The organism is Acinetobacter amyesii (genome assembly GCF_002018365.1).
In the GTDB taxonomy this organism is placed as follows: domain Bacteria; phylum Pseudomonadota; class Gammaproteobacteria; order Pseudomonadales; family Moraxellaceae; genus Acinetobacter; species Acinetobacter amyesii.
On sequence record NZ_MVKX01000003.1, the window covers coordinates 18,713 to 39,888 of the forward strand.

Below are 21,176 nucleotides of genomic sequence, written 5' to 3' on the forward strand. Positions count from 1 at the left end.
GTCGATCATTATCCCTAACTTAACTGGTCTGTTAATTGATAAATTGTTCCGACTGGATATTCAGTTCAATATCCCAATGCTTAAATTGCACTTGCTCATCATGCAAGTCTGCAACTAACAAAGGCCACTGTTTGGCATCACCAGAAACACTAAGTTGCCATTGTTGCGCATTGTCCACGCTTAATTCAATGGCAGGAAGCATCTCATCGCTGCGACTATGATTTAATAAAACTGCTAAACGAAGCAATAGACATAAGTAAACAAGTTTGTTACCACCGACTTTCATCACATCGACACGTGCATCACTACGTAACTTACGACGATGATGCGCCACTAAATGTGACAAATGATTTTGATCAATTTGCGAGAAACCTGGAATATCCGAATGTTGCAGTAAATAGGCACCATGACGATGGTAACCACTATGACTAATCGCTAAACCAATTTCATGCAAATACGCGGCACGACGCAGTAAATCACTGTCATCACTGGTCAAATTCAGTGCGGTCGCCACACCATTAAACAGTTGTTGCGCGGTATTGACCACACGCTCTGCTTGTTTCACATCTGCGTTGTAACGCCCCATCAACGCATGTACAGAACGATCTCGAACATCTTCATGTTGGAAACGACCCAAGAGGTCATACATCACGCCTTCACGTAATGCGCCATCCGAATAAACTAATTTATCGATATTCAGCACATCAAAGACGGCATATAAAATGGCAATGCCGGCTGGCAAAACTGCTCGACGGTCTTCTTTTAGACCATCAAATTCCATTTCATTGACATGCTTATATTTAAGCAATTTATCTTTGAGTTTAAATAGACCGTCACGCGTCAGTTCTTCCTGATCGTTACTCCAGCCCATATTGACACAAATCTGACGACACGCTTTGATCGTACCGCTTGAACCAACAACAGTATCCCAGCCCGCGGCTTTATAGGTATTGGCAATACCTGCAATTTCCTTACGAGCAGCATTCACTGCTTTATCAAAGCTTTTCAGGTTAATTTCACCGTCGGCAAAAAACGCTTTGGTAAAAGCAACACAGCCCATTTGCACGGATTCAGTATGAATCGGCTCAAACTCTTCACCAATAATCAGCTCTGTTGAGCCACCACCGATATCAATCACTAGACGGCGACCACTATTCGCCATGGTATGTGAAACCCCCAAATAAATGAGACGGGCTTCTTCACGACCAGCAATGATTTCAATCGGCTTCGGTAAAATTTCAGCGGCTTTTTGAATAAATTCATGACCATTTTTTGCTTGGCGCAAGGCATTGGTCGCTACAATACGTAAACGGTTGGCTTGGACAGGATTTAAACGCCCTACAAAACGTGCTAGGCAGGCTAATCCTCGTTGCTGTGCGGCTTCAGTCAAATTTTTATTTTCGTCTAGACCTGCGGCAAGCTGTACTTTTTCTGACATTGATGCAACTTTTTTCACTTCACCATGGTCTACACGTGCGATAGCCAAGTGGAAGCTGTTCGATCCCATATCGATAGCAGCAAGTAATTCTTCATCAATCAAAAAATCAGACATTATTCAAAAAAACCTGTTCAGAATTGTGCTTAGATTAATTCACATACATGCAATTTAAAAGCCATTTATGAGTAGTTCGAACGGAACTTATCGTTTTTTTATCTGAACTAATGATAGTCATACACGATCATCGGCATCGTGATCATCCATTAGACAAACTGACCATTCAGGTCGAAAATTTACATAACCCCCTACATTGTTATAGTTGGCTATGTAATACTTATAAGCATAGAGTCAACTTAAAAATTAAATCCGGAGCAAAATCCATGTCTGGCAATATCGTAAATACAACTGATGCAAACTTCCAAGCTGACGTACTAGAGTCTGATACTCCTGTACTTGTAGATTTCTGGGCAGGTTGGTGTGCTCCTTGTAAAGCCATTGCACCTGTACTTGAAGTACTTTCAACTGAGTTTGAAGGCAAAGTTAAAATCGTTAAAGTAGACGTAACTTCTTGCGAACAAACTGCAGTGAACTACAACATCCGTAACATTCCTGCATTATTAATGTTTAAAAACGGCGAAGTTGTAGCAACTCAAGTCGGTGCTGCACCAAAATCTAAATTGACAGCTTTCATCGAAGAAAACATCTAATATTTTTCGATAAAAACCCATGGAAATACGCTGTTTTATACAGCGTATTTTTTTGCCTGATAAATTGACAAATGTTGTGTTCTCTCTTATATTGCTTACTCAAGAAATAAAGGATCTCAAATCCTGTCATTTTCTTACAACACACAACACATAAAATGCCGCTCGGCAACAGAATTGTTTTTCACATCTCTCTTCATATAACGAATCAGATCTCTGAATTGTTTTGTGCAAACCAATTGCTAACGTTTCTTGCACGATCGCGGCACATTTGTTGCTCCCTTTTCCAACCTGTACCTCAGAATTTTAGATTCTATCTGACCACCTATGAACTTAACCGAACTCAAGAAAAAACCGATTGGCGAACTCATCAAGATTGCCGAGTTTATGGGCCTCGAAGGAATGGCTCGTAACCGTAAGCAAGACATTATTTTCGCCATCTTAAAGCGCCACGCAATGAACGGCGAAGAGATTTTTGGTGATGGCGTTCTAGAAATTCTGTCGGACGGCTTTGGTTTCTTACGCTCTGCAGCGGGTTCTTACCTAGCCGGCCCTGACGATATCTATGTGAGCCCATCACAAATCCGTCGCTTTAACCTTCGTACTGGTGACACTATTACAGGTACGATTCGTCCCCCTAAAGAAGGCGAACGTTACTTTGCATTATTAAAAGTTAATCAAATTAACTACGACACACCAGAAAACTCACGTAATAAGATTCTTTTCGAGAACTTAACACCGTTATTCCCAACTGAACAATTGGTGATGGAATTAGGTAATGGTACAACTGAAGACTTAACTGCGCGTGTGGTTGACTTGGTTGCTCCGATTGGTAAAGGTCAACGTTCAATTATCGTTGCACCGCCAAAAGCCGGTAAAACCATGTTGTTACAAAACATCGCACAGTCGATTGTTCGTAACAATCCTGAATGTTTCTTGATTGTCCTTCTGATTGACGAACGTCCTGAAGAAGTAACAGAAATGGAACGTACTGTTCGTGGTGAAGTGGTTGCTTCAACATTCGATGAATCACCAGCTCGTCACGTACAAGTTGCAGAGATGGTGATTGAAAAAGCTAAACGTCTTGTAGAACACAAAAAAGACGTGGTGATTTTGCTTGACTCAATTACTCGTTTAGCACGTGCGTACAACACAGTGATTCCATCATCTGGTAAGGTTCTTACTGGTGGTGTGGATGCCCATGCTTTAGAACGTCCAAAACGTTTCTTTGGTGCAGCACGTAATATTGAAGAAGGTGGTTCACTGACAATTATCTCAACTGCTTTGATTGAAACTGGCAGTAAGATGGATGAAGTGATCTACGAAGAATTTAAAGGTACAGGTAACCAAGAAATTACCCTAGACCGTCGTATTGCTGAAAAACGTGTGTTCCCTGCGATGAACATCAAAAAATCAGGTACACGTCGTGAAGAGCGCCTAATGTCTGAAGATAACCTACGTAAAGTTTGGATTTTACGTAAATTGCTTCATACACAAGACGAACTTGCAGCGATGGAATTCTTGCTTGATCGTATGAAAGAAACCAAAACCAATGATGATTTCTTTGATCAAATGAAACGTAAAGCATCCAACTAAGTTGAATGTTTGACTGAAAAGGCCATCTATAACGATGGCCTTTTTATTTGGTTGACTTCTGTTACACAAAGAAACATTTGATGGATTTCCATGTAAACTTATTTTCAAGTTGATGATTATAAAAAATATATTTTAAAAAACCCTATTCTTTTTAGTGGTTTATTTGCTATTTCCCCAATATAAATCTTTCTCTTAATTGTTATTTTCTGTTAAAAAATGGTCGTTTTTCACCTATTTTTCACGGTTTTTTCAAAGGCGCTAGTAGCATTTCAAAATACTCAGTGATAGCATACACGCAGACCAGTTAGACTGCTCTATGCATTTTTAATACCTATTCAAATTAGGCATAATAAAAGCACACAACAGACTAACGCAGGTTATTTTTTAATCTCATATTTTAGAGAGTGATGCCATGTTATTCAAAAAAATCGCTATTGCTGCTGCAGTTGCTACTACTTTAGCTTTCGTTGGTTGTGCTAAAAAAACTGAAGAAGCTGCTCCTGCTGCTGCATCTGAAGCTGCTGCTTCTGAAGTAGTTGCTGCGTCTGACGCTGCTGCTGTTGAAGCTACTGCTGCTGCTTCTGAAGCTACTGCTGCTGCTTCTGAAGCTACTGCTGCTGCATCTGAAGCTACTGCTGCTGCTTCTGAAGCTCAATAATCTAACCGATTATTCAGCACAAAAAGAGAGCCCTTTGGCTCTCTTTTTATTGCCTCAAACTTTAGACCCTAGTTAATAATAATAGCTAAAATTCAAAATACTAAGCCCATGCTTATTGAAAAATAAAAACTAAAGATTTAGCTAAAAGAAAGCCACAATCAATCTCTACGACAACTCAACTCAAATATATCGTCACACTTTAAAACGAATATTCTTCAACATGACTTGTGCGATAGATGATGAACACTGCGCCTACTAAATCAAAGGCAAAAAAAAGCAGATCAATCGATCTGCTCATTTCCAACACGTTGACGGAATTTTTGTCCCGCACGGAAGGTCACTACACGACGGGCAGAAATCGGAATTTCTTCACCCGTTTTCGGGTTACGGCCTGGGCGTTGACGTTTATCACGCAACTCGAAGTTACCGAAACCAGAGAGTTTAACTTGTTCCCCAGAGATTAGCGCTTGGCTAATCTCATCGAAGAATAACTCGACCATTTGTTTTGCTTCACGACGGTTTAAACTCGTGAGCTCACTTAAATGATCAGCCATTTCTGCTTTTGTTAATGCTGTCATGAAGCCCTCAATGTCGCCTGGTAAGTGTTTTCCAACACCTGAAGTATGTTATCCATACCGGTTTTGATTTCAGCATCTTCTAATGTACGTGTTGGATGTTGCCATTGAATTGCAAATGCCAATGAGCGCTTGCCTTCTTCGACACCTTGACCAGTGTACACATCGAATAACCAAACTGCGTCTAAAAGCTCACCGCCGGTTTTTTCGATAAGTTGCTGAATTTCACTAACATTAATCTTATCACTAATTAAAAGCGCAATATCACGTCGAACCGACGGAAAACGTGATAATTCTGTAAAATTAGATACATAAGTTTGCAAAACAGCCGATTGATCCAACTCAGCTACCCAAGTTGTCGCCAAATCCAACTCATCTTCTAAAGATGGGTGTAAACGACCGAAGTAACCAATTGATTGACCATTGACTAAGATTTCAGCAGATTGACCTGGATGCAACCACGTACGCTCTGAACGTACATATTCAACATTTAAACGTGCAGAATTTAAAATCTCTTCTACATCGCCTTTAAAGTCAAAGAAATCCATTGGCTGTGCTTTACCATGCCAAGATTCCGTCGTACGTGAACCTGTTGCAACCAATGCAAACGTTGGGATTTGCTTCAAATCATGAATGCTGTTCGCACCTTGATAATCAAAACGTAGACCAAGCTCATAGAAACGCACACGGTTTTGCTGACGGTTCACGTTGTATTGCACACATGGGATCAAACTTGATAATAAGGTTGAACGCATCACTGCAAGGTCGCTAGAAATCGGGTTTGCAAGCGCTAGTGGTTGAACCTGTGGATTCAATTGTTTCTCTAGTTTCGCATCTGCAAAGCTAAAGCTAATTGCTTCTTGATAACCCAAAGCCACTGCAGTTTGACGTAACTGAACCAATTCAAATTGGTCTTGGTATTTCGCTAGTTTGACATCAATCACTGGCAAGCTGATTTGAATATTGTCGTAACCGTGAATACGTGCCACTTCTTCGATGAGGTCTTGATAAATCGCCATGTCAAAACGGTGTGATGGCGGCACAACTGTCCACTCACCTTCTGCTTTCACAGTAACGTTACAACCCAAACGCGTTAAAGCATCAGTAATAAATGTAGATTCAACTTTATAACCGAGCAGTTGATCAACTTGTGCTTGGTTCAGTTCAATGGCTTCACGTTTTGGTAATAACTCAACTTTTTCAGCCACAGTAATTGGGCCAAACTCACCACCAGCTAAATCAGCAATAAGCTGTGAAGCCCGGTGCATTGCCGTCATCGGCAATTCAAAGTCTACGCCACGTTCATAACGCTGAGATGCATCGGTATGCAAACCAAAACTACGCGCACGACCTGCGATATAGAGTTGATCAAAGAACGCCGACTCAAGGAAAATTTCAGTGGTATCGTCAGATACGGCTGAACTTAGGCCACCCATAATCCCTGCAATCGCCAAGGCTTTTTGATCATCTGCAATCACCATCACGTTTTCAGATAATTCAACTTCTTGTTCATTCAACAACGTTAATTTTTCTGCTGCTGTTGCTTGGCGTACACGAACTGACCCTTCAACTTTACCGCCATCGAATGCATGCAAAGGTTGACCCAACTCCATTAAAACGTAGTTGGTAATATCGACCAAAATACTGTGCTGACGAATGCCTGCACGAGCCAATGCACGTTCCATCCACTCAGGAGTTGGTGCTTTGGTATTAACGTTTTTGATCACACGACCTAAATAACGTGGGCAACCATCCGTACTAACAACGACATTTTTTTCATCGCTAATGGTTGCAGCAACTTCTGTAATCACTGGTGCAGTCACAGGGAGTTGGTTAATCACACCAATTTCACGTGCAATACCACGAATACTGAAACAGTCACCACGGTTTGGCGTGATGCTGATATCAATCACATGGTCATCAAGACTTAAATATTCACGGATATTGGTGCCCACAGGCGCATCCGCAGGAAGCTCTAATAGACCGTCGATTTTGTCTTCAAGATCAATTTCAGACGCACCGCAGAGCATGCCTTGTGATTCAACACCGCGAAGCTTGCCTTTTTTGATTTTAAAATCGCCCGGAAGTACAGCACCAATGGTTGCTACAGGGGCTTTCATCCCTGCACGTACGTTTGGAGCACCACAAACGATTTGTAACGGTTCGCCTGAACCGATGTTTACGGTAGTGACACGTAAACGGTCAGCATCGGGATGTTGAACCACTGTTAAAACTTCACCGACTACTACACCTGTAAATGGTTTTGCAGCAGGAGATAAATCATCAACTTCTAAACCTAACATGGTCAGTTGGTCAGAAAGTGTATCGCTATCAATGGCTGGGTTAACCCATGTACGCAACCAATTTTCGCTAATTTTCATTTATAAAAACCTATATATCTAAATTCTTAATCCCCCTCTAACTCCCTCTTCATTTAAAGGGGAGAACTCCTCTACTTCTAATTGATTTCGAGAAGTCCCTCTCCTTTTATAAAGGAGAGGTTAGGAGAGGATTTACAAAAAATCTGTTTAAGCAAATTGGCGTAAGAAACGCACATCATTTTGGTAGAACATACGTAGGTCATTAATGCCATAACGCAACATTGCAAAACGTTCTACACCTAAACCAAAGGCAAAGCCTTTGTATTTTTCTGGGTCAATGCCAGCGGCTTGTAAAACGTTTGGATGCACCATACCACAGCCCAAAACTTCCAACCATTTACCACGTTCATCCATGATATCCACTTCCGCACTTGGCTCTGTGAATGGGAAATAAGATGGACGGAAACGTACTTTCAAATCTTTTTCAAAGAATTCATTTAGCAAGTTCACCAACAAACCTTTAAGTTCTGCAAAGCTAGTGTTTTCAGCAACGTACAGACCTTCTATTTGATGGAACATTGGAGAATGCGTTTGGTCCGAGTCACAGCGATAAACACGACCAGGACACACAATACGGATTGGTGGCTGACTCGTTTCCATGGTACGAATTTGCACGCCTGAGGTGTGCGTACGAAGTAAATGATTCGCATCAAAATAGAAAGTGTCGTGCATCGCACGTGCAGGGTGATGCCCCGGAATGTTCAATGCTTCAAAGTTGTGATAATCATCTTCAACTTCTGGACCGGTCGCAACAGTAAAGCCAGCTTTGGTAAAGAATTGGCAAATACGTTCTTGAACTTGAGTCACAGGGTGAATACTACCCACCGTTTGACCACGGCCGGGTAAAGTAATATCAATCGTTTCGCTAGCAAGCTTTTGTTCTAATGCAGCTTTTTGTAATTCAGCTTGACGAGCAGTCAGTGCGCCAGTAATCGATTCACGAACGGCATGAATTTGAGCACCAAAAACTTTACGTTCTTCTGGGTCCATTTTACCGAGCGACTTCGATTGTTCCGCGAGCTGGCTTTTCTTCCCTGTAAATTGCACTCGCACTTGGTCGAGTGTAGCAAGGTCCTCTGCTGCTGCAATCGCAGCGAGCGCTTCAGTGGTCAGGGCTTCCAGTGACATAGTAACTCTCAAAGCAACAATTTAAAAAAATAATATAAACCCCTTATTCTAACAGTTTTTAGCCGTTATGATGAAGCGCATTCACAAGTTAAAATTGCATTAGCATCAAGTTTTAAAAAAAGTATAAGATAAACACAATATCAATGGGATCCAATCTTTATGGCACTCGATCCAATCTGGAAACAACAGCTCACACTCGTCACTTATGGCAATGAATTTCTCAACCAAGGTTTGAGTTTTCAACGTTGGTTGAATCACCACATTTTTGATCAGCACAGTTTCCATTTTCGTGATTTGCTATCACAGCATTTATTGGCTCAACATTTCCAAATTTGGCTAGAGGGCTTAAAAAAACAAGGGGTACAACGCTTAAGTTTACATAGCTCTAGCTTACTGAATGATGAACAAAATCCGAATGCTAACGTTGAACTTCTTCCCTTTGCCCATTTTATTGTGAGCCACGAACAAAATAAAAAGCAGGCATGGATTTTTGGTAAAGAACTTGCCGAGTGGTATAACGCAGAAAATGACTATGAAGCACCTGCATCCCAACAACTACAAATTCGTCGCGAAACTTTTTGGCGCTATGAGCTGAACCATAAACTCATTAAACGCATCGAAGCGGATATGCAGTTACCAAAATGGGATGATATTCATAACTTCACTGAAGCAGAATTATTTTTACAAAAACCTGCGGAAGGTTTTATTGAGCCGGAGGTGTTAGGCACACCTTATTATGGTACGCAGCCTGATCTAAGCAGCGAATCGAATGAATCCGCAAAACTTGCACTCTTGCCAACGGATGCACAAGCGGATTTCGCACATGATAGCTTGCATCGCTTAGATGCATTAAACCGCCACATTCAGTCTAAAATTCAGCATCCCTATCATGCAGATGGCAGCATCTATACACCTGAAGAACAGTTAAATTTGCGCCATTTTGCTCAGAAAACTGAAGATTTAACGGCTAAATTTATTGTGAAAGTCGCCAATCACTATAAAACTGCACGCTTAACTCCTGTAGTCGAAAGCTCTCCTCTGGATGGATTTAAAACTGAACAAAGAAAATCAAATCCTCAGCATGCACACACACCAAATCCAACCCATAAACCCGGTGCAGGTGGAGTGATTACTTTAATTATTATTACGGTAGTGATTTGCTTATTGGCTTATTACTTCGGACTTTAACTGTATAAATATGATCAACACTAAAAAGCCCTTCTCATGGAAGGGCTTTTTTTATAGACATACTTCTGTATGAAAGACCTCAAAATTATGAGGTAGTTAAATAATTAAACGGACGAATTTCTAATCGAACGCGATGCTGATCGGCATGTTGATTAATATAATGACTGACAGAGACTACTTCCCCCTCAATCTCTGCATCTGCACCATACATGATTTTGACCGCCTCACCTTTACGGGGGATCATTTCTAGTTCTACTGTAATGCTGCCTTGACCCATACCAACTATTTCAGCCAACATTTTATTTACCTTTTGTTTTTTTCTATCCATACATTAGGCATGGTGCAAAGCTTGGTATAAAGATTATTTCTGTAACTTGGCTGCACTTTTTATTGATAAAACATCAAAACTTAAATATCAAAACTTAAACATCAAAAACATAAGAGTCCAATTGTTCTAAAAACGCATCCACTGCAGTTGGTGACTCTAATCGAATCCATTGAATATGTTGATATTCAGGTGCATTCATCATCTGTAGATATTTTTCACGATTTTTTTTATGGGTTTTAATCATCCACCAAACGATTGAATCTCGACCAAACATTCGCCACAAACTTTCCTGATTATTTGAATCCGGCCAAAGATCTTGTTTGGACTTAGCCCGAGAAATCGCGCGCTTTACAGAGCGGTATAAATTGACTGGAAACGGTAGATCGAGCCAAATCACCGTATCTATTTCCGACCATTTCACCGGAATCGCCCGAGTATAGTTTCCATCGATAACATAACCATTTTTCGCTTTGGCAATTTCAGCTTCGATACGTGCAAAAAAGATTTCGTCAGGACACTCCTGCCAGTCATCCAGCCAAAATAGGTTATCCAGTTCAATATAATGCAGCCCTAATTTTTCCGCCAAAGCTCTGGAAAAGGTTGATTTTCCAGTGGCCGATGTACCGACTACGTTTATTCTTTTCATTGTCATGATGATCTACTTGAGTCTGGTGAATCTACTTCAAGATAACAGCATTGGATCTGTAGGTTAACTTTATTCTTCACGATAATCTAAACGATCTGCATCGATATTGATAAAGTCAGGCTTTGGGGTTTGTTCAAATTGAACGGCTAATATATGCGACTGAGTGGTTATGCATGCTTTTGCGACTCGATGCATCCCATCCATCACTCGACCACTGGCACATAAAATAATCGGATAACTTAAGTCCGCAGCATTTACCAATTGCAGATGTTCAATAATTTGCTGTGTGGTCGGTGCAGATTTTGGAAACCAATATGCTTCATTTAACTCTTGAATGTCATTTACAGGGATTTGCTGAATCTTAAAATTTTGACTGAGTTTTACTAAACGATGTACATCCCAAATATACGTATCATCACCTACTTGGCGGAAGTGATACTGTTTGCGCATCAGGCCGTTACCTTTTGAATCAAATTCAAGCTAAGATAGCTTACAATTGAAAAATAAAAAAATGATTCATTATGCTAGATCATTACGAGCAATTTATTCTGGGTTTGCAATATAACGCTCAACGCTTTTTTGACCAGAAGATTTACTATGACGAGATTTTGCACCCATGGTGCGGCCAAGCTTGCAACATTTTCTTGATTCGCGATTTTAAAACCAACGCATTACTACATGACTCAGTGGATCATTTGATCATGTATATGGCTGAAAAGCGGATTAGAACATGCTCACTTTATCCATTTGATCTTCTTTTTGAGCATGCAAAACTGAATCAACATCCTCATTTTGACTTTGTAAAAACTAACTACCCTCTTGCTATTTTCCACAACAATTTAAATCAAGCCTTTGCACTGGTTCAAATCAATTCTGAAAAGAAAATTTTAGATATCAGCTCTATTGGTGATCCTCGGGAGTTTTGGGGTGCAAGTTCCACACAATTTCATGACGCATTAGGGCTGTTTACATTGATTGAGCTTAATCAACAACAGCGGAACGAATGCTTTTGCTTTGATAAAAAATCGAGCTGGGGCAGTTTAGTAAACAGCATTCAACTGGATTTATTTGAACATCCGTTTTCTACCCACATTCAGCCTCAATTTAAACTGATCCATAATTTATATTATTATGACCTTCAGGATGACTCACTCCCTCTTCTTTTGGAGAATCATCAAGCTTCACCTCAAGTTGGATTAAGTCTGCTTGTAATGCTCAATTCAATCGAAGCTGCTATCAAAAATTTAAAACATGTAAAAAACGAAAACTCACCAATCTATTTATTTACAACCGAAGAGTATGCACAACTGTTGGATTATGAGTACAAACTGTCAGAGCACCATGTATATATCACATGCTATACAGCCAATCATTTCAACCAAGAAAATTTAATCAATGATGAAGAGAAAGTTTTACTCAAACAACTACAGAAAAAATACCCCAAAGCTAATTATTTCAACGCAACATCTGATCAAGGTCTTTCCGCCACCAGCACTTCAACAGATAAAGTGCCTGAAAAACCATGGGTTGCATTTTTTTCTTTAGTTTTAATTTTTACCATGCTATTCGCTTTACTTTATGGCTTTTATTTACTTTTTAAACAATTTGAGTTTATAAAATTTGCCGCAATCACAATTGGCATCATTGTGTTTTTAGCCATATGGTCGAAAAAATAAGATGTTTAATAAAATTCGTCCATAAAAAAAGACCGCTAAAAGCGGTCTCTTTTTAAGTCATAAAGACTTATGCAGCTAATGCATCTTTAGCTTTAGAAGCTAAAGCAGCAAATGCAACTGCGTCATGCATAGCGATGTCAGCAAGTACGCGACGGTCGATAATCACTTGAGCTTTTTTCAAGCCAGCAATCATACGGCTGTACGACAAACCATTTTGACGAGCACCGGCATTGATACGCGCAATCCATAGAGCACGGAATTGACGTTTCTTTTGACGACGGTCACGGTAAGCATATTGACCTGCTTTGATTACTGCTTGGAACGCTACGCGATATACGCGTGAACGAGCGCCGTAGTAACCTTTAGCACGAGCAAGAATTTTTTTATGACGGCGATGAGCCTGTACACCACGTTTAACACGAGCCATTTATAAATCTCCTTAGATGTATGGGCACATACGGCGAACTGAAGCAACGTCACTTACGTGAACCATTACACAGCCACGTAATTGACGGATACGCTTAGCAGATTTTTTGGTCAAAATGTGTCGTTTGAACGCTTGGTGACGTTTAAAACCGTTTGCAGTTGGCTTGAAGCGTTTAGCTGCACCACGGCGAGTTTTCATCTTAGGCATAAGAACCTCTTTTGAACACCTGTTCGGCACGTCTGCACCATTGCAAAGACGCCCTGCAGGTAAGGGAGCGAGTATTCTAAAGCATCTGTGCTCAAAACAAAAGCGAATCTTTCTACCGAATATCGATCTTAATTAATTTTCTGATATAGATTTTCCGATGATTTTATAAGCGCTGCCCAATAAGGCTTATATAATGTCGGCACGCCAACTATTAATGTCCATTATGAAACCTGCACAGGATGCTTTTGCAGCCCTACGTTATCGGGATTTCTCGATTGTTACGCTCAATCAATTTTGTCTGACCTTAGCCATTTTGATTCAAGAAATTATCGTTGCTTATTCACTGTATCAAATCACCAAAGACCCTCTAACACTGGGCTTAATTGGTTTAGCCGAAGCAATTCCATTTATTGCTCTCTCTTTGTGGGGAGGATATTTTGCAGATCGTTTCAATAAACAGACCATTATGAAAATTTGTCTGTTTTTTTCTGTACCGATGCCACTGATTCTTTGGGGGCTTTTTCACCAATATGGGCTCGGGCAAATTGATGTCACCCAACTGTCTTGGGGGATTTATGCGGTCATTTTTGGGCTTGGAACGATCCGAGGTTTCTATAATCCGTCTGCAACGTCGCTTAAACCTTTTTTGATCCCGCGGGAGCTCTATGCCAATGGTGCAACATGGACAACGATTGGTTGGCAAAGTGGGGTGATTATTGGGCCAATGCTCGGCGGTTTCATGTTGGCATTTTTAGGCCGTGAAACAAGTTTGCTCAGTGTTGCAGCACTACTAACGCTCTGCTTCGTCCTTATTAATCTGCTCAGTAAACGCAGTTTCCCTAAAATTGAATCTGACAATTTAAAAGATAGTTTAAGTGAAGGTTTTCGTTTTATCTGGAAAACCAAAATTGTCCTTTGGGCGATTTCACTCGATTTGGTTTCTGTGCTTTTTGGTGGCGTGATTGCCCTCTTACCGATTTTTGCCGAAGATATTTTAAAAGTGGGGCCTGAAGGTTTAGGCTACTTACGCGCAGCTCCGTCTATTGGCGCACTCATCACCATGATTGCACTAACCAAATTCCCTCCAACCCATCATGCATGGCGTAATATGTTATTGGCTGTAGCAGGTTTTGGTGTATTTACCATTTTATTCGCATTTTCAAGCAATCTTTGGTTATCACTCTTTGCACTGGCAATGACTGGCGCATGTGACAGCATCTCTGTGGTGGTTCGCCAAACCATTTTACAGCTCTACCCGCCGGAAAATATGCGTGGGCGTGTTGCCGCGGTCAATGGCATGTTTGTCTCCAGTAGTAATGAACTCGGTGCATTTGAATCTGGATTGGCTGCAAAATATATGGGCACGATCATGGCGACACTGTTTGGTGGCTGTATGACCATGGCTGTAGTTGCGATCAGTTGGGCAAAAACCCGTGATTTGTTTAAAGTAGATATCACCCAAAGTCATGATGATTTAAAAAAATAAATTTACCGATCATATTAAGGGCAAATATTCATTTTGCCCTTTTTTTTATGGATGATTTATACTCATTTTCCTCCTTTATTTTAATAATTTAAGATTTATTTTATGAAAATTAAAACATTGATTTTACTGAGCAGTATTTTATGTGGCTATTCTTATGCCGAAACAGATATAAATAACAGCCCTAAAGAGCTTAAATTACAATCTAGTGGTGTTAGTTTTCTTAGAACACCAAAAATTGACGTTAATGAAAATGATCTAAAAGGTAAATCTCATCAATTTCTTGCACGTTTATATGTAAATGAGATAGGTAAAGTGACTCAAGTCGAAACTCTCAAAAGTACAGGCTTAGATGCTTTGGATCAAAAAATCAGCGCATCCTTAAGAGGTGCAAGATTTAAACCGTATATAGAGAATGGTCAAGCCACTTCATTTATTATTCAACTACCTATTAAACTAAATTAGGGAACAAAATACTGATTCCGCAAGTCGTATTCCACCTAAATGCAAAATAGAACTTCATTCAAATGTTTATGATGCTGAACGCAAAAACGCAAAAACCCGTGACTTATTTGGAATCGACATTACCCATCAGTCAAAAAAATAATGGCATATTTTCCATTTAAACCTTGCCAGTATTTCCAATACAGGAAATACTGCGCAGCAATATCGACGCATTCATCACTCACTTTGTGATCTTAGAATAGACTTATGAAACAATATCTGTGCTTAACCCTTTTGGCCTGCGCTCCATTTTCTACAGCGTTTAGTGCTTCAACCAAAACCCACCAACTTCCGGCACAGAATATTGAAGTTGCTCCTGCACATTTAACCACGCGCTTAAATTGGTCGGTTTTTCCAAAACCGGTATATGCCAATGAAGACCTCAAGCAACGTGACCGCGCGGCCATTATTCGTGTCACAGCGAATGCAAAAGGCACAATTACCGATGCAAGTGTTGAAGAAAGTACTGGTGTCGATCAACTCGACCGAATCTTAATTTCTGCTGTCAAAAAAGCTAAAGTCAAACCACATTTAGAAAATGGTGAAGCCAAAGCCATTATTGGCTATCAAGCGTTTAATTTGAGAGTTAAAGGCAATACGCCTGAATGTGATTTCAACTTTGATTCAAAAGTTTGGAATGCACAAAGTGCAGATAAGAAAACACCATTCCAATATGTATCTCAACCAAAATTAGATCTCACTAGTCATGAATTGAAACAGCACGATCGTAAAGTCAAATTTAACTTTAAAGTGGATAAACACGGACAAGTAAAAAAGGTGAAGATCAAGCAAGGCTCTGGCATTTATGCACTCGATCAGAAAGTCGTTGAAGCACTAAGAAATAGTCAGATCTCGGTTAAACGTACTGCGAGCACCCTATGGGTCTACAAAAAGTCGAACTTTAAAGATGAAATTCAATTTAAAGTGAATGGCTGTAAATAAATAATAGATGCAACATTTCAAACAGGGATTGAATCTTTCAATGCCCTGTTTTTTATCTCAGAAAAAGCCTAAAAATATAAGATAAATACAGAGATAACGCCCTGTTTTGGCCACGGTAACCATGAACACAAAGCGCCAGAAGTTTTCTTTCATTAAACCCGCAATTAAAGTAATTGGGTCTCCAATAATCGGCAGCCAACTCAGTAGCAAAGACCAATAGCCATATTTGTGATAAATGCCCTGTGCCTGCTGCATTTTCGGCTCTGACACGGGAAACCATGTTTTATTTTTATAATGTTCTACTTTTAAACCGAGCCACCAATTCACACAAGAACCGAGAATATTACCAATACTGGCCACCACAATCAGCAGCCATGAGTTATGTTGACCATAGCTCAACAAGCCGAGCAATACGGCCTCGGACTGTAAAGGAAGTAAGGTCGCTGCCCCAAATGCCGCGAAGAATAAAACTAAAAATGACCACATCGAAACAAATGCTTAGAGACCTAATTTTTTCTTCGACTTCAAATATTCAAAATTTGACCAAAGCACTGCGGCAATAATCACAACGATTCTCGACCATTTATATTGTGAAGAAATCGGTTCAATCGCAGCCCGCATCAAGTTTTGATCCTTGGTATGTAAATCTGCAAGAATATTTTGCACATGCACAATTTCCGCGACAAATAGCACTAAACAGCCTGCAATACCAAAAATAATACTCCAATAGATTCTTGGGTTATTTTCAACAATACGGGTAAAATTTAAGAAAAAGTCTTTCATCGCAAAATCGTCCAACTAAGCCGTCAACATCGTGTTCTTTTCGGCAGCGCCGCATTCTAACACAGCCTTAGAATTTTCTTCCGTCCCATCTAAAATCTTAAGGTGAGTCTTTCCGCACTTTACTTTTATGCATGAGACTTCTAATCTGCCACGCAAATATTAAAAAATTTATGAAAAAAATTCTCAGCCTTAGTTTTATCGTGTTCTTACAAAGTTTGACTGCTTTATATGCACAAGTTCCTTCTGAGATTGCCAAACAACACGTGATTACACAAGATCAAATTCTTTGGAAAAAGCGACCTATTTTCAACTTCAACAATGACGATCTTGGCAATCAAAATCGTGACCTCAGTTTCAAATTATATGTTTTAGCCACTGGCGAAGTTAAAAAAGCTGAATTAATCAAAAGCTCTGGACTCACGCACATTGACAAGCGGGTTGAACAGTCACTTTTACGTGCCAAGTTCAAACCTTATATCGAAAATGGTGTCGCTTACCCCTTTGTTGCCGTACAACCCTTTTCACTCAAGACCCTGAAAGAAAACCAAAGACCTTGGTGGAAAAAGCTTCTATTCATTCCATAAAAAAAGAGCATGTTTCCATGCACTTTTTTTTAAACCTGTATCGCTAAGGCTTTTTGTACCGCTGGACGGGCCGTCAGTCGATCAATATAGTCTTTCACGTATGGATAATCTTCCAACTGAATTTGCTGCCATTCATGACGCAGCGCCCAAGGCAGAATAGCCATATCTGCAATCGAATACTCTCCCGCCACAAATTTTTGACCAATCAACTGATGATTCAAAACCTTATATAAGCGTTTAGTTTCATTGACATAACGTTCAGTTGCATATGGAATGCGTTCAGGTGCAAAACGACTAAAATGATGATTTTGTCCTAACATGGGCCCAAAACCACTCATTTGCCACATCAACCATTGTTCAACTTCAACGCGCTCAAACTCATCTTCTGGATAATACAAACCTGTTTTACGTCCAAGATATTGCAGAATCGCACCAGACTCAAAAACTGAAATCGACTCTCCTCGTGGGCCATTCTGATCCACGATTGCAGGGATTTTATTGTTCGGAGAAATTCTTAAGAAGTCTGGCTGAAATTGGTCATTTTCCAAAATATTAATCGGAAAAATTTGGTATTCCAAACCCATTTCTTCTAAAGCGATGGTAATTTTATGGCCATTGGGTGTGCCCCAATAGTAGAGGTCAATCATATATTTTTCCTATGAATATTCTCGTTTTTAGTTCAGGTTATGCAATTTTATCTGCATTTTATAACATGAATTTAATACAAAAGCCTTAAGCCTAACTGAATTTTTCAGCGACATTTATGCACTTTATTTATTTAGTATTCTCTAAAATTTTGGCTTTACAGTATTTATAATTTAGCTCATATTTTATGCTAAGAAATGATTTTTCAAATATATTCCAAACAAGACAAATCCAATAATCTCAAATAAAAAATCAACTTATACAGGTTCAATTATGAGCTATATGCGACAAAACACACTCAATCCCCTCGGTATTTTTGTGGTTTTATTCTTTTTATTGGTTGTACTACTGCTCCTGATGTTTGCTTGGCCACATTATAAAGTCTGGAAACAAGGCATGGACGGTCAGGCTGCTCTTGCAGAAGCTGAACAATCGAAAATGATTCAGGTGCAAGTGGCAAAAGCTGAACTTGAAAGTGCCAAACTGCGCGCTCAAGCCATTAAACTCGTGGGACAAGCAGCCAAAGAATATCCTGAATATCGAAAGCAAGAATTTATTGGTGCCTTTGGTGAGGCATTAAGAGATGGTCGTATTCAACAAATTATTTATGTCCCGACTGAAGCCAATATTCCTATTGTCGAGGCAAGCCAGCAACGTCTAGCTGACTAATTCAAAATTCAGACATAAAAAAGCCCTGCATCCGCAGGGCTTTTTTCATCAAGAGATGCTTACTTTTTCTTTTTAGGACCAAGTAGCATACCCATTTGACGACCTTCCATTTTCGGTGATTGTTCCACAACACCTACTTCAGCAACGTCAGCTTCAATTTTTTGTAATTGAGCAAGACCAAGCTGTTGGTGTGCCATTTCACGACCACGGAAACGAAGCGTGATTTTTACCTTGTTGCCTTCTTCAAGGAACTTGATAATCGCACGTAGTTTAACGTTGTAGTCACCAACATCAGTACCAGGGCGGAGTTTGATTTCTTTCACCTGTACTTGATGCTGTTTTTTCTTCGCTTCTTTTTGCTTTTGTTTTAGATCAAACAAATGCTTGTTGAAGTCCATGATTTTGCAGACTGGTGGCTCAGCATTGGCAACGATCTCAACAAGGTCAAGATCTACTGCTTCTGCAGCGCGCAAGGCGTCAGTAAGAGATACAATCCCTTTTTGCTCGCCATTTTCGTCTACTAGACGGACTTCTTTTGCACGAATTTCATCATTCAAGGCAGGACGGTTTGATTTTCCGCCCTGTTGATTACGGTCAGGCTGTTTAATCGCTTTTACTCCACAATGTACCGGCCGCGTTCGGCTACGGCTGCTTTTACTAGGTCAACGAATGCATCAATTGACATAGTACCCAAATTTTTTCCAGAGCGAGTACGGACGTTTACAGTACCTTCCTCAACTTCACGGTCCCCAAGAACCAACAAGTAAGGAATACGCTCTAAAGTACGTTCACGAATCTTAAAGCCGATTTTCTCATTTCTCAAGTCTGAAATCGCGCGGATACCGCTTTCTTTAAGTTTAGCGACGACTGACTCACATGCTTCAGCTTGTGAATCGGTAATGTTCATCACACATGCTTGAATTGGAGACAACCAAGGTGGCATGAAACCAGCATAGTGTTCAATAAGTATACCAATAAAACGCTCGAAACTGCCAAGAATTGCACGGTGCAACATTACAGGCTGATCACGGTCGTTATCTTCAGTCACATAAGATGCGTCAAGACGTTCTGGTAAGTTAAAGTCACATTGAATTGTACCGCACTGCCATACACGACCTAAGCAGTCTTTCAATGAGAATTCAATTTTCGGACCGTAGAATGCGCCTTCACCCGGTTGAAGTTCCCACTCTAGGCCAGCAGCATCTAAAGCATCTGCCAAAGATTTTTCTGCCATATCCCAAAGTTTGTCATCACCCACACGTTTTTCTGGACGTGTCGACAACTTCATTTGTACTTCTTCAAAGCCGAAGTCTTTATATACATCTAATGTCAGTTTAATAAAGTCTGCAACTTCAGTACCGATTTGTTCTTTGGTACAGAAGATATGCGCATCATCTTGTGTAAAGCCACGTACACGCATAATGCCGTGTAATGAACCCGATGGTTCGTTACGGTGACATGAACCAAACTCAGCCAAACGAATTGGAAGATCACGGTAAGATTTCAAACCTTGGTTGAAGACTTGCACGTGACATGGGCAGTTCATTGGTTTTACTGCATAGTTACGGTTCTCTGAGTGAGTCGTAAACATGTTTTCAGCATAGTTTGCTGCGTGACCTGATTTTTCCCAAAGCGTGAAATCAACCACTTGCGGTGTACGGATTTCTTGGTAACCGTTGGCTTGTTGAACTTTACGCATGTATTGTTCAAGCACTTGGTAAATAGTCCAGCCGTTTGGATGCCAGAACACCATACCCGGTGCTTCTTCTTGCATATGGAACAAGTCTAACGCTTTACCAATTTTACGGTGATCGCGTTTTTCAGCTTCTTCAATACGTTTGATGTAGGCAGCTAGCTGCTTTTTGTCCGCCCAAGCTGTACCGTAAATACGTTGTAGCTGTTCGTTTTTCGCATCACCGCGCCAGTAAGCACCAGAGATTTTAGTCAACTTGAACGATTTTAAGAATTTAGTATTTGGAACGTGCGGACCACGGCACATATCCAAGTAGTCTTGATGGTAGTACAAGCCCATTTCAGTTTCTTCAGGCATATCTTCGATCAGACGCAGTTTGTATTCTTCGCCACGTGCAGTGAACTCTTTAATCACTTCATCACGTGGAGTCATTTTTTTGATGACATCATAGTCTTGGTCGATGAGCTTTTTCATGCGCTCTTCGATTGCTGCCATGTCATCTAAAGTAAACGGACGTGGCATCCAGATGTCATAGTAGAAACCTTCTTCAATGACAGGACCAATGACCATCTTTGCTTCTGGGAACAATTGCTTAACTGCATGACCCACCAAGTGCGCACAAGAGTGACGAATGATGTGAATACCATCTTCATCTTTAGGCGTGATAATTTGTAGGCTAGCATCTTCTGTAATTAAATCAGACGCATCAACTAAACGATCGTTTACACGACCCGCAACTGTATTTTTTGCTAGACCAGGACCGATGCTTTGAGCAACTTCCATCACAGACACGGCATGATCAAATTCTTTTTGATCGCCATTTGGCAAAGTGATAATTGGCATATAAAAATCCTTAAGGAGTGATGCCCCGTACAATGGAGCATGTCACCGCGAGATTATGATCGAGGGAGACCCTCAAAA

General features: G+C 40.3%; 24 protein-coding genes. 10 read left to right on the top strand and 14 right to left on the bottom strand.

The window, feature by feature from the left end; genetic code table 11:
* Positions 1-31 precede the first annotated feature (31 nt).
* Positions 32-1,552, bottom strand: a complete 1,521-nt coding sequence (gene ppx, locus B1202_RS05440) for an exopolyphosphatase (protein ID WP_078189571.1) — start codon at positions 1,550-1,552, stop codon at positions 32-34.
* Between the two features lie 266 nt (positions 1,553-1,818).
* Here ppx and trxA point away from each other — a divergent pair, with 266 nt between their 5' ends.
* The 3 genes from trxA to B1202_RS05455 all read left to right on the top strand — a co-directional run bounded on the left by trxA (position 1,819) and on the right by B1202_RS05455 (position 4,396).
* On the top strand, positions 1,819-2,145 hold the full coding sequence (gene trxA, locus B1202_RS05445) for a thioredoxin (protein ID WP_078189572.1): 327 nt from the start codon (positions 1,819-1,821) through the stop codon (positions 2,143-2,145).
* A gap of 324 nt (positions 2,146-2,469) precedes the next feature.
* On the top strand, positions 2,470-3,738 hold the full coding sequence (gene rho / locus B1202_RS05450; protein WP_067731074.1) for a transcription termination factor Rho: 1,269 nt from the start codon (positions 2,470-2,472) through the stop codon (positions 3,736-3,738).
* Positions 3,739-4,150: 412 nt separating this feature from the next.
* Positions 4,151-4,396 carry a hypothetical protein gene (locus B1202_RS05455; RefSeq protein WP_078189573.1) on the top strand — a complete coding sequence of 82 codons (246 nt, stop codon included), beginning with the start codon at positions 4,151-4,153 and terminating at the stop codon, positions 4,394-4,396.
* A 281-nt stretch (positions 4,397-4,677) separates the two neighbouring features.
* On the opposite strand, the gene B1202_RS05460 is transcribed toward B1202_RS05455, so the two are convergent.
* From B1202_RS05460 to pheS, 3 genes are all read right to left on the bottom strand, one after another.
* Complete coding sequence (locus B1202_RS05460; RefSeq protein ID WP_004649746.1) at positions 4,678-4,974, bottom strand: integration host factor subunit alpha; 297 nt, start codon at positions 4,972-4,974, stop codon at positions 4,678-4,680.
* Positions 4,971-7,352: a phenylalanine--tRNA ligase subunit beta gene (gene pheT, locus B1202_RS05465; protein WP_078189574.1), complete on the bottom strand. Its 2,382-nt coding sequence runs from the start codon at positions 7,350-7,352 to the stop codon at positions 4,971-4,973. Before pheT ends, B1202_RS05460 begins: the two co-directional genes overlap by 4 nt.
* Positions 7,353-7,499: 147 nt before the next feature.
* The gene (pheS, locus tag B1202_RS05470; RefSeq protein WP_078189575.1) at positions 7,500-8,480 is read right to left on the bottom strand and encodes a phenylalanine--tRNA ligase subunit alpha; all 981 of its coding nucleotides are present in this window, start codon (positions 8,478-8,480) and stop codon (positions 7,500-7,502) included.
* Positions 8,481-8,639: 159 nt separating this feature from the next.
* On the opposite strand from pheS, the gene B1202_RS05475 reads away from it, so the two are divergent.
* Complete coding sequence (locus B1202_RS05475; protein ID WP_078189576.1) at positions 8,640-9,668, top strand: hypothetical protein; 1,029 nt, start codon at positions 8,640-8,642, stop codon at positions 9,666-9,668.
* 85 nt (positions 9,669-9,753) lie between these two features.
* Here B1202_RS05475 and B1202_RS05480 read toward each other — a convergent pair whose 3' ends face one another.
* The 3 genes from B1202_RS05480 to B1202_RS05490 all read right to left on the bottom strand — a co-directional run bounded on the left by B1202_RS05480 (position 9,754) and on the right by B1202_RS05490 (position 11,092).
* Positions 9,754-9,966 carry a hypothetical protein gene (locus B1202_RS05480; protein ID WP_078189577.1) on the bottom strand — a complete coding sequence of 71 codons (213 nt, stop codon included), beginning with the start codon at positions 9,964-9,966 and terminating at the stop codon, positions 9,754-9,756.
* 124 nt (positions 9,967-10,090) lie between these two features.
* On the bottom strand, positions 10,091-10,642 hold the full coding sequence (locus B1202_RS05485; protein WP_078189578.1) for an AAA family ATPase: 552 nt from the start codon (positions 10,640-10,642) through the stop codon (positions 10,091-10,093).
* A gap of 69 nt (positions 10,643-10,711) precedes the next feature.
* Complete coding sequence (locus B1202_RS05490) at positions 10,712-11,092, bottom strand: hypothetical protein (protein ID WP_078189579.1); 381 nt, start codon at positions 11,090-11,092, stop codon at positions 10,712-10,714.
* 251 nt (positions 11,093-11,343) lie between these two features.
* On the opposite strand from B1202_RS05490, the gene B1202_RS05495 reads away from it, so the two are divergent.
* Positions 11,344-12,318, top strand: a complete 975-nt coding sequence (locus B1202_RS05495; protein WP_143221577.1) for a hypothetical protein — start codon at positions 11,344-11,346, stop codon at positions 12,316-12,318.
* A 67-nt stretch (positions 12,319-12,385) separates the two neighbouring features.
* Here B1202_RS05495 and rplT read toward each other — a convergent pair whose 3' ends face one another.
* The gene (gene rplT, locus B1202_RS05500; RefSeq protein ID WP_004647525.1) at positions 12,386-12,745 is read right to left on the bottom strand and encodes a 50S ribosomal protein L20; all 360 of its coding nucleotides are present in this window, start codon (positions 12,743-12,745) and stop codon (positions 12,386-12,388) included.
* A gap of 12 nt (positions 12,746-12,757) precedes the next feature.
* Positions 12,758-12,952 carry a 50S ribosomal protein L35 gene (rpmI, locus tag B1202_RS05505; protein WP_065994397.1) on the bottom strand — a complete coding sequence of 65 codons (195 nt, stop codon included), beginning with the start codon at positions 12,950-12,952 and terminating at the stop codon, positions 12,758-12,760.
* A 223-nt stretch (positions 12,953-13,175) separates the two neighbouring features.
* Here rpmI and B1202_RS05510 point away from each other — a divergent pair, with 223 nt between their 5' ends.
* The 3 genes from B1202_RS05510 (at position 13,176) to B1202_RS05520 (ending at position 15,881) form a co-directional block, all read left to right on the top strand.
* Positions 13,176-14,438 (top strand): MFS transporter, encoded by a 1,263-nt coding sequence (locus tag B1202_RS05510; protein WP_078189834.1) that lies wholly within the window; start codon positions 13,176-13,178, stop codon positions 14,436-14,438.
* A gap of 102 nt (positions 14,439-14,540) precedes the next feature.
* A complete protein-coding gene (locus B1202_RS05515) occupies positions 14,541-14,900 on the top strand; it encodes a TonB family protein (protein WP_078189581.1) in 360 nt (119 codons plus the stop codon).
* Between the two features lie 246 nt (positions 14,901-15,146).
* Positions 15,147-15,881 carry an energy transducer TonB gene (locus B1202_RS05520; protein ID WP_078189582.1) on the top strand — a complete coding sequence of 245 codons (735 nt, stop codon included), beginning with the start codon at positions 15,147-15,149 and terminating at the stop codon, positions 15,879-15,881.
* 57 nt (positions 15,882-15,938) lie between these two features.
* Here B1202_RS05520 and B1202_RS05525 read toward each other — a convergent pair whose 3' ends face one another.
* Together B1202_RS05525 and B1202_RS05530 are read right to left on the bottom strand one after the other, a co-directional pair.
* Entirely contained in the window at positions 15,939-16,367 is a 429-nt protein-coding gene (locus B1202_RS05525; RefSeq protein ID WP_078189583.1) for a YqaA family protein, read from the bottom strand.
* Between the two features lie 12 nt (positions 16,368-16,379).
* A complete protein-coding gene (locus tag B1202_RS05530; RefSeq protein ID WP_078189584.1) occupies positions 16,380-16,664 on the bottom strand; it encodes a hypothetical protein in 285 nt (94 codons plus the stop codon).
* A 170-nt stretch (positions 16,665-16,834) separates the two neighbouring features.
* On the opposite strand from B1202_RS05530, the gene B1202_RS05535 reads away from it, so the two are divergent.
* Positions 16,835-17,248 (top strand): energy transducer TonB, encoded by a 414-nt coding sequence (locus B1202_RS05535; RefSeq protein WP_078189585.1) that lies wholly within the window; start codon positions 16,835-16,837, stop codon positions 17,246-17,248.
* Between the two features lie 29 nt (positions 17,249-17,277).
* On the opposite strand, the gene B1202_RS05540 is transcribed toward B1202_RS05535, so the two are convergent.
* Positions 17,278-17,895, bottom strand: coding sequence for a glutathione S-transferase N-terminal domain-containing protein (locus B1202_RS05540; RefSeq protein ID WP_078189586.1), 618 nt, complete (start codon positions 17,893-17,895; stop codon positions 17,278-17,280).
* A gap of 271 nt (positions 17,896-18,166) precedes the next feature.
* Between B1202_RS05540 and B1202_RS05545 the strand changes: the two genes are divergently transcribed.
* Positions 18,167-18,562 (top strand): hypothetical protein, encoded by a 396-nt coding sequence (locus B1202_RS05545; protein ID WP_078189587.1) that lies wholly within the window; start codon positions 18,167-18,169, stop codon positions 18,560-18,562.
* A 59-nt stretch (positions 18,563-18,621) separates the two neighbouring features.
* On the opposite strand, the gene infC is transcribed toward B1202_RS05545, so the two are convergent.
* Both infC and thrS read right to left on the bottom strand, forming a co-directional pair.
* Positions 18,622-19,170, bottom strand: a complete 549-nt coding sequence (gene infC, locus B1202_RS05550; RefSeq protein ID WP_078189588.1) for a translation initiation factor IF-3 — start codon at positions 19,168-19,170, stop codon at positions 18,622-18,624.
* Between the two features lie 5 nt (positions 19,171-19,175).
* Positions 19,176-21,098 (bottom strand): threonine--tRNA ligase, encoded by a 1,923-nt coding sequence (thrS, locus tag B1202_RS05555; protein ID WP_078189589.1) that lies wholly within the window; start codon positions 21,096-21,098, stop codon positions 19,176-19,178.
* Between the last annotated feature and the right edge of the window lie 78 nt (positions 21,099-21,176).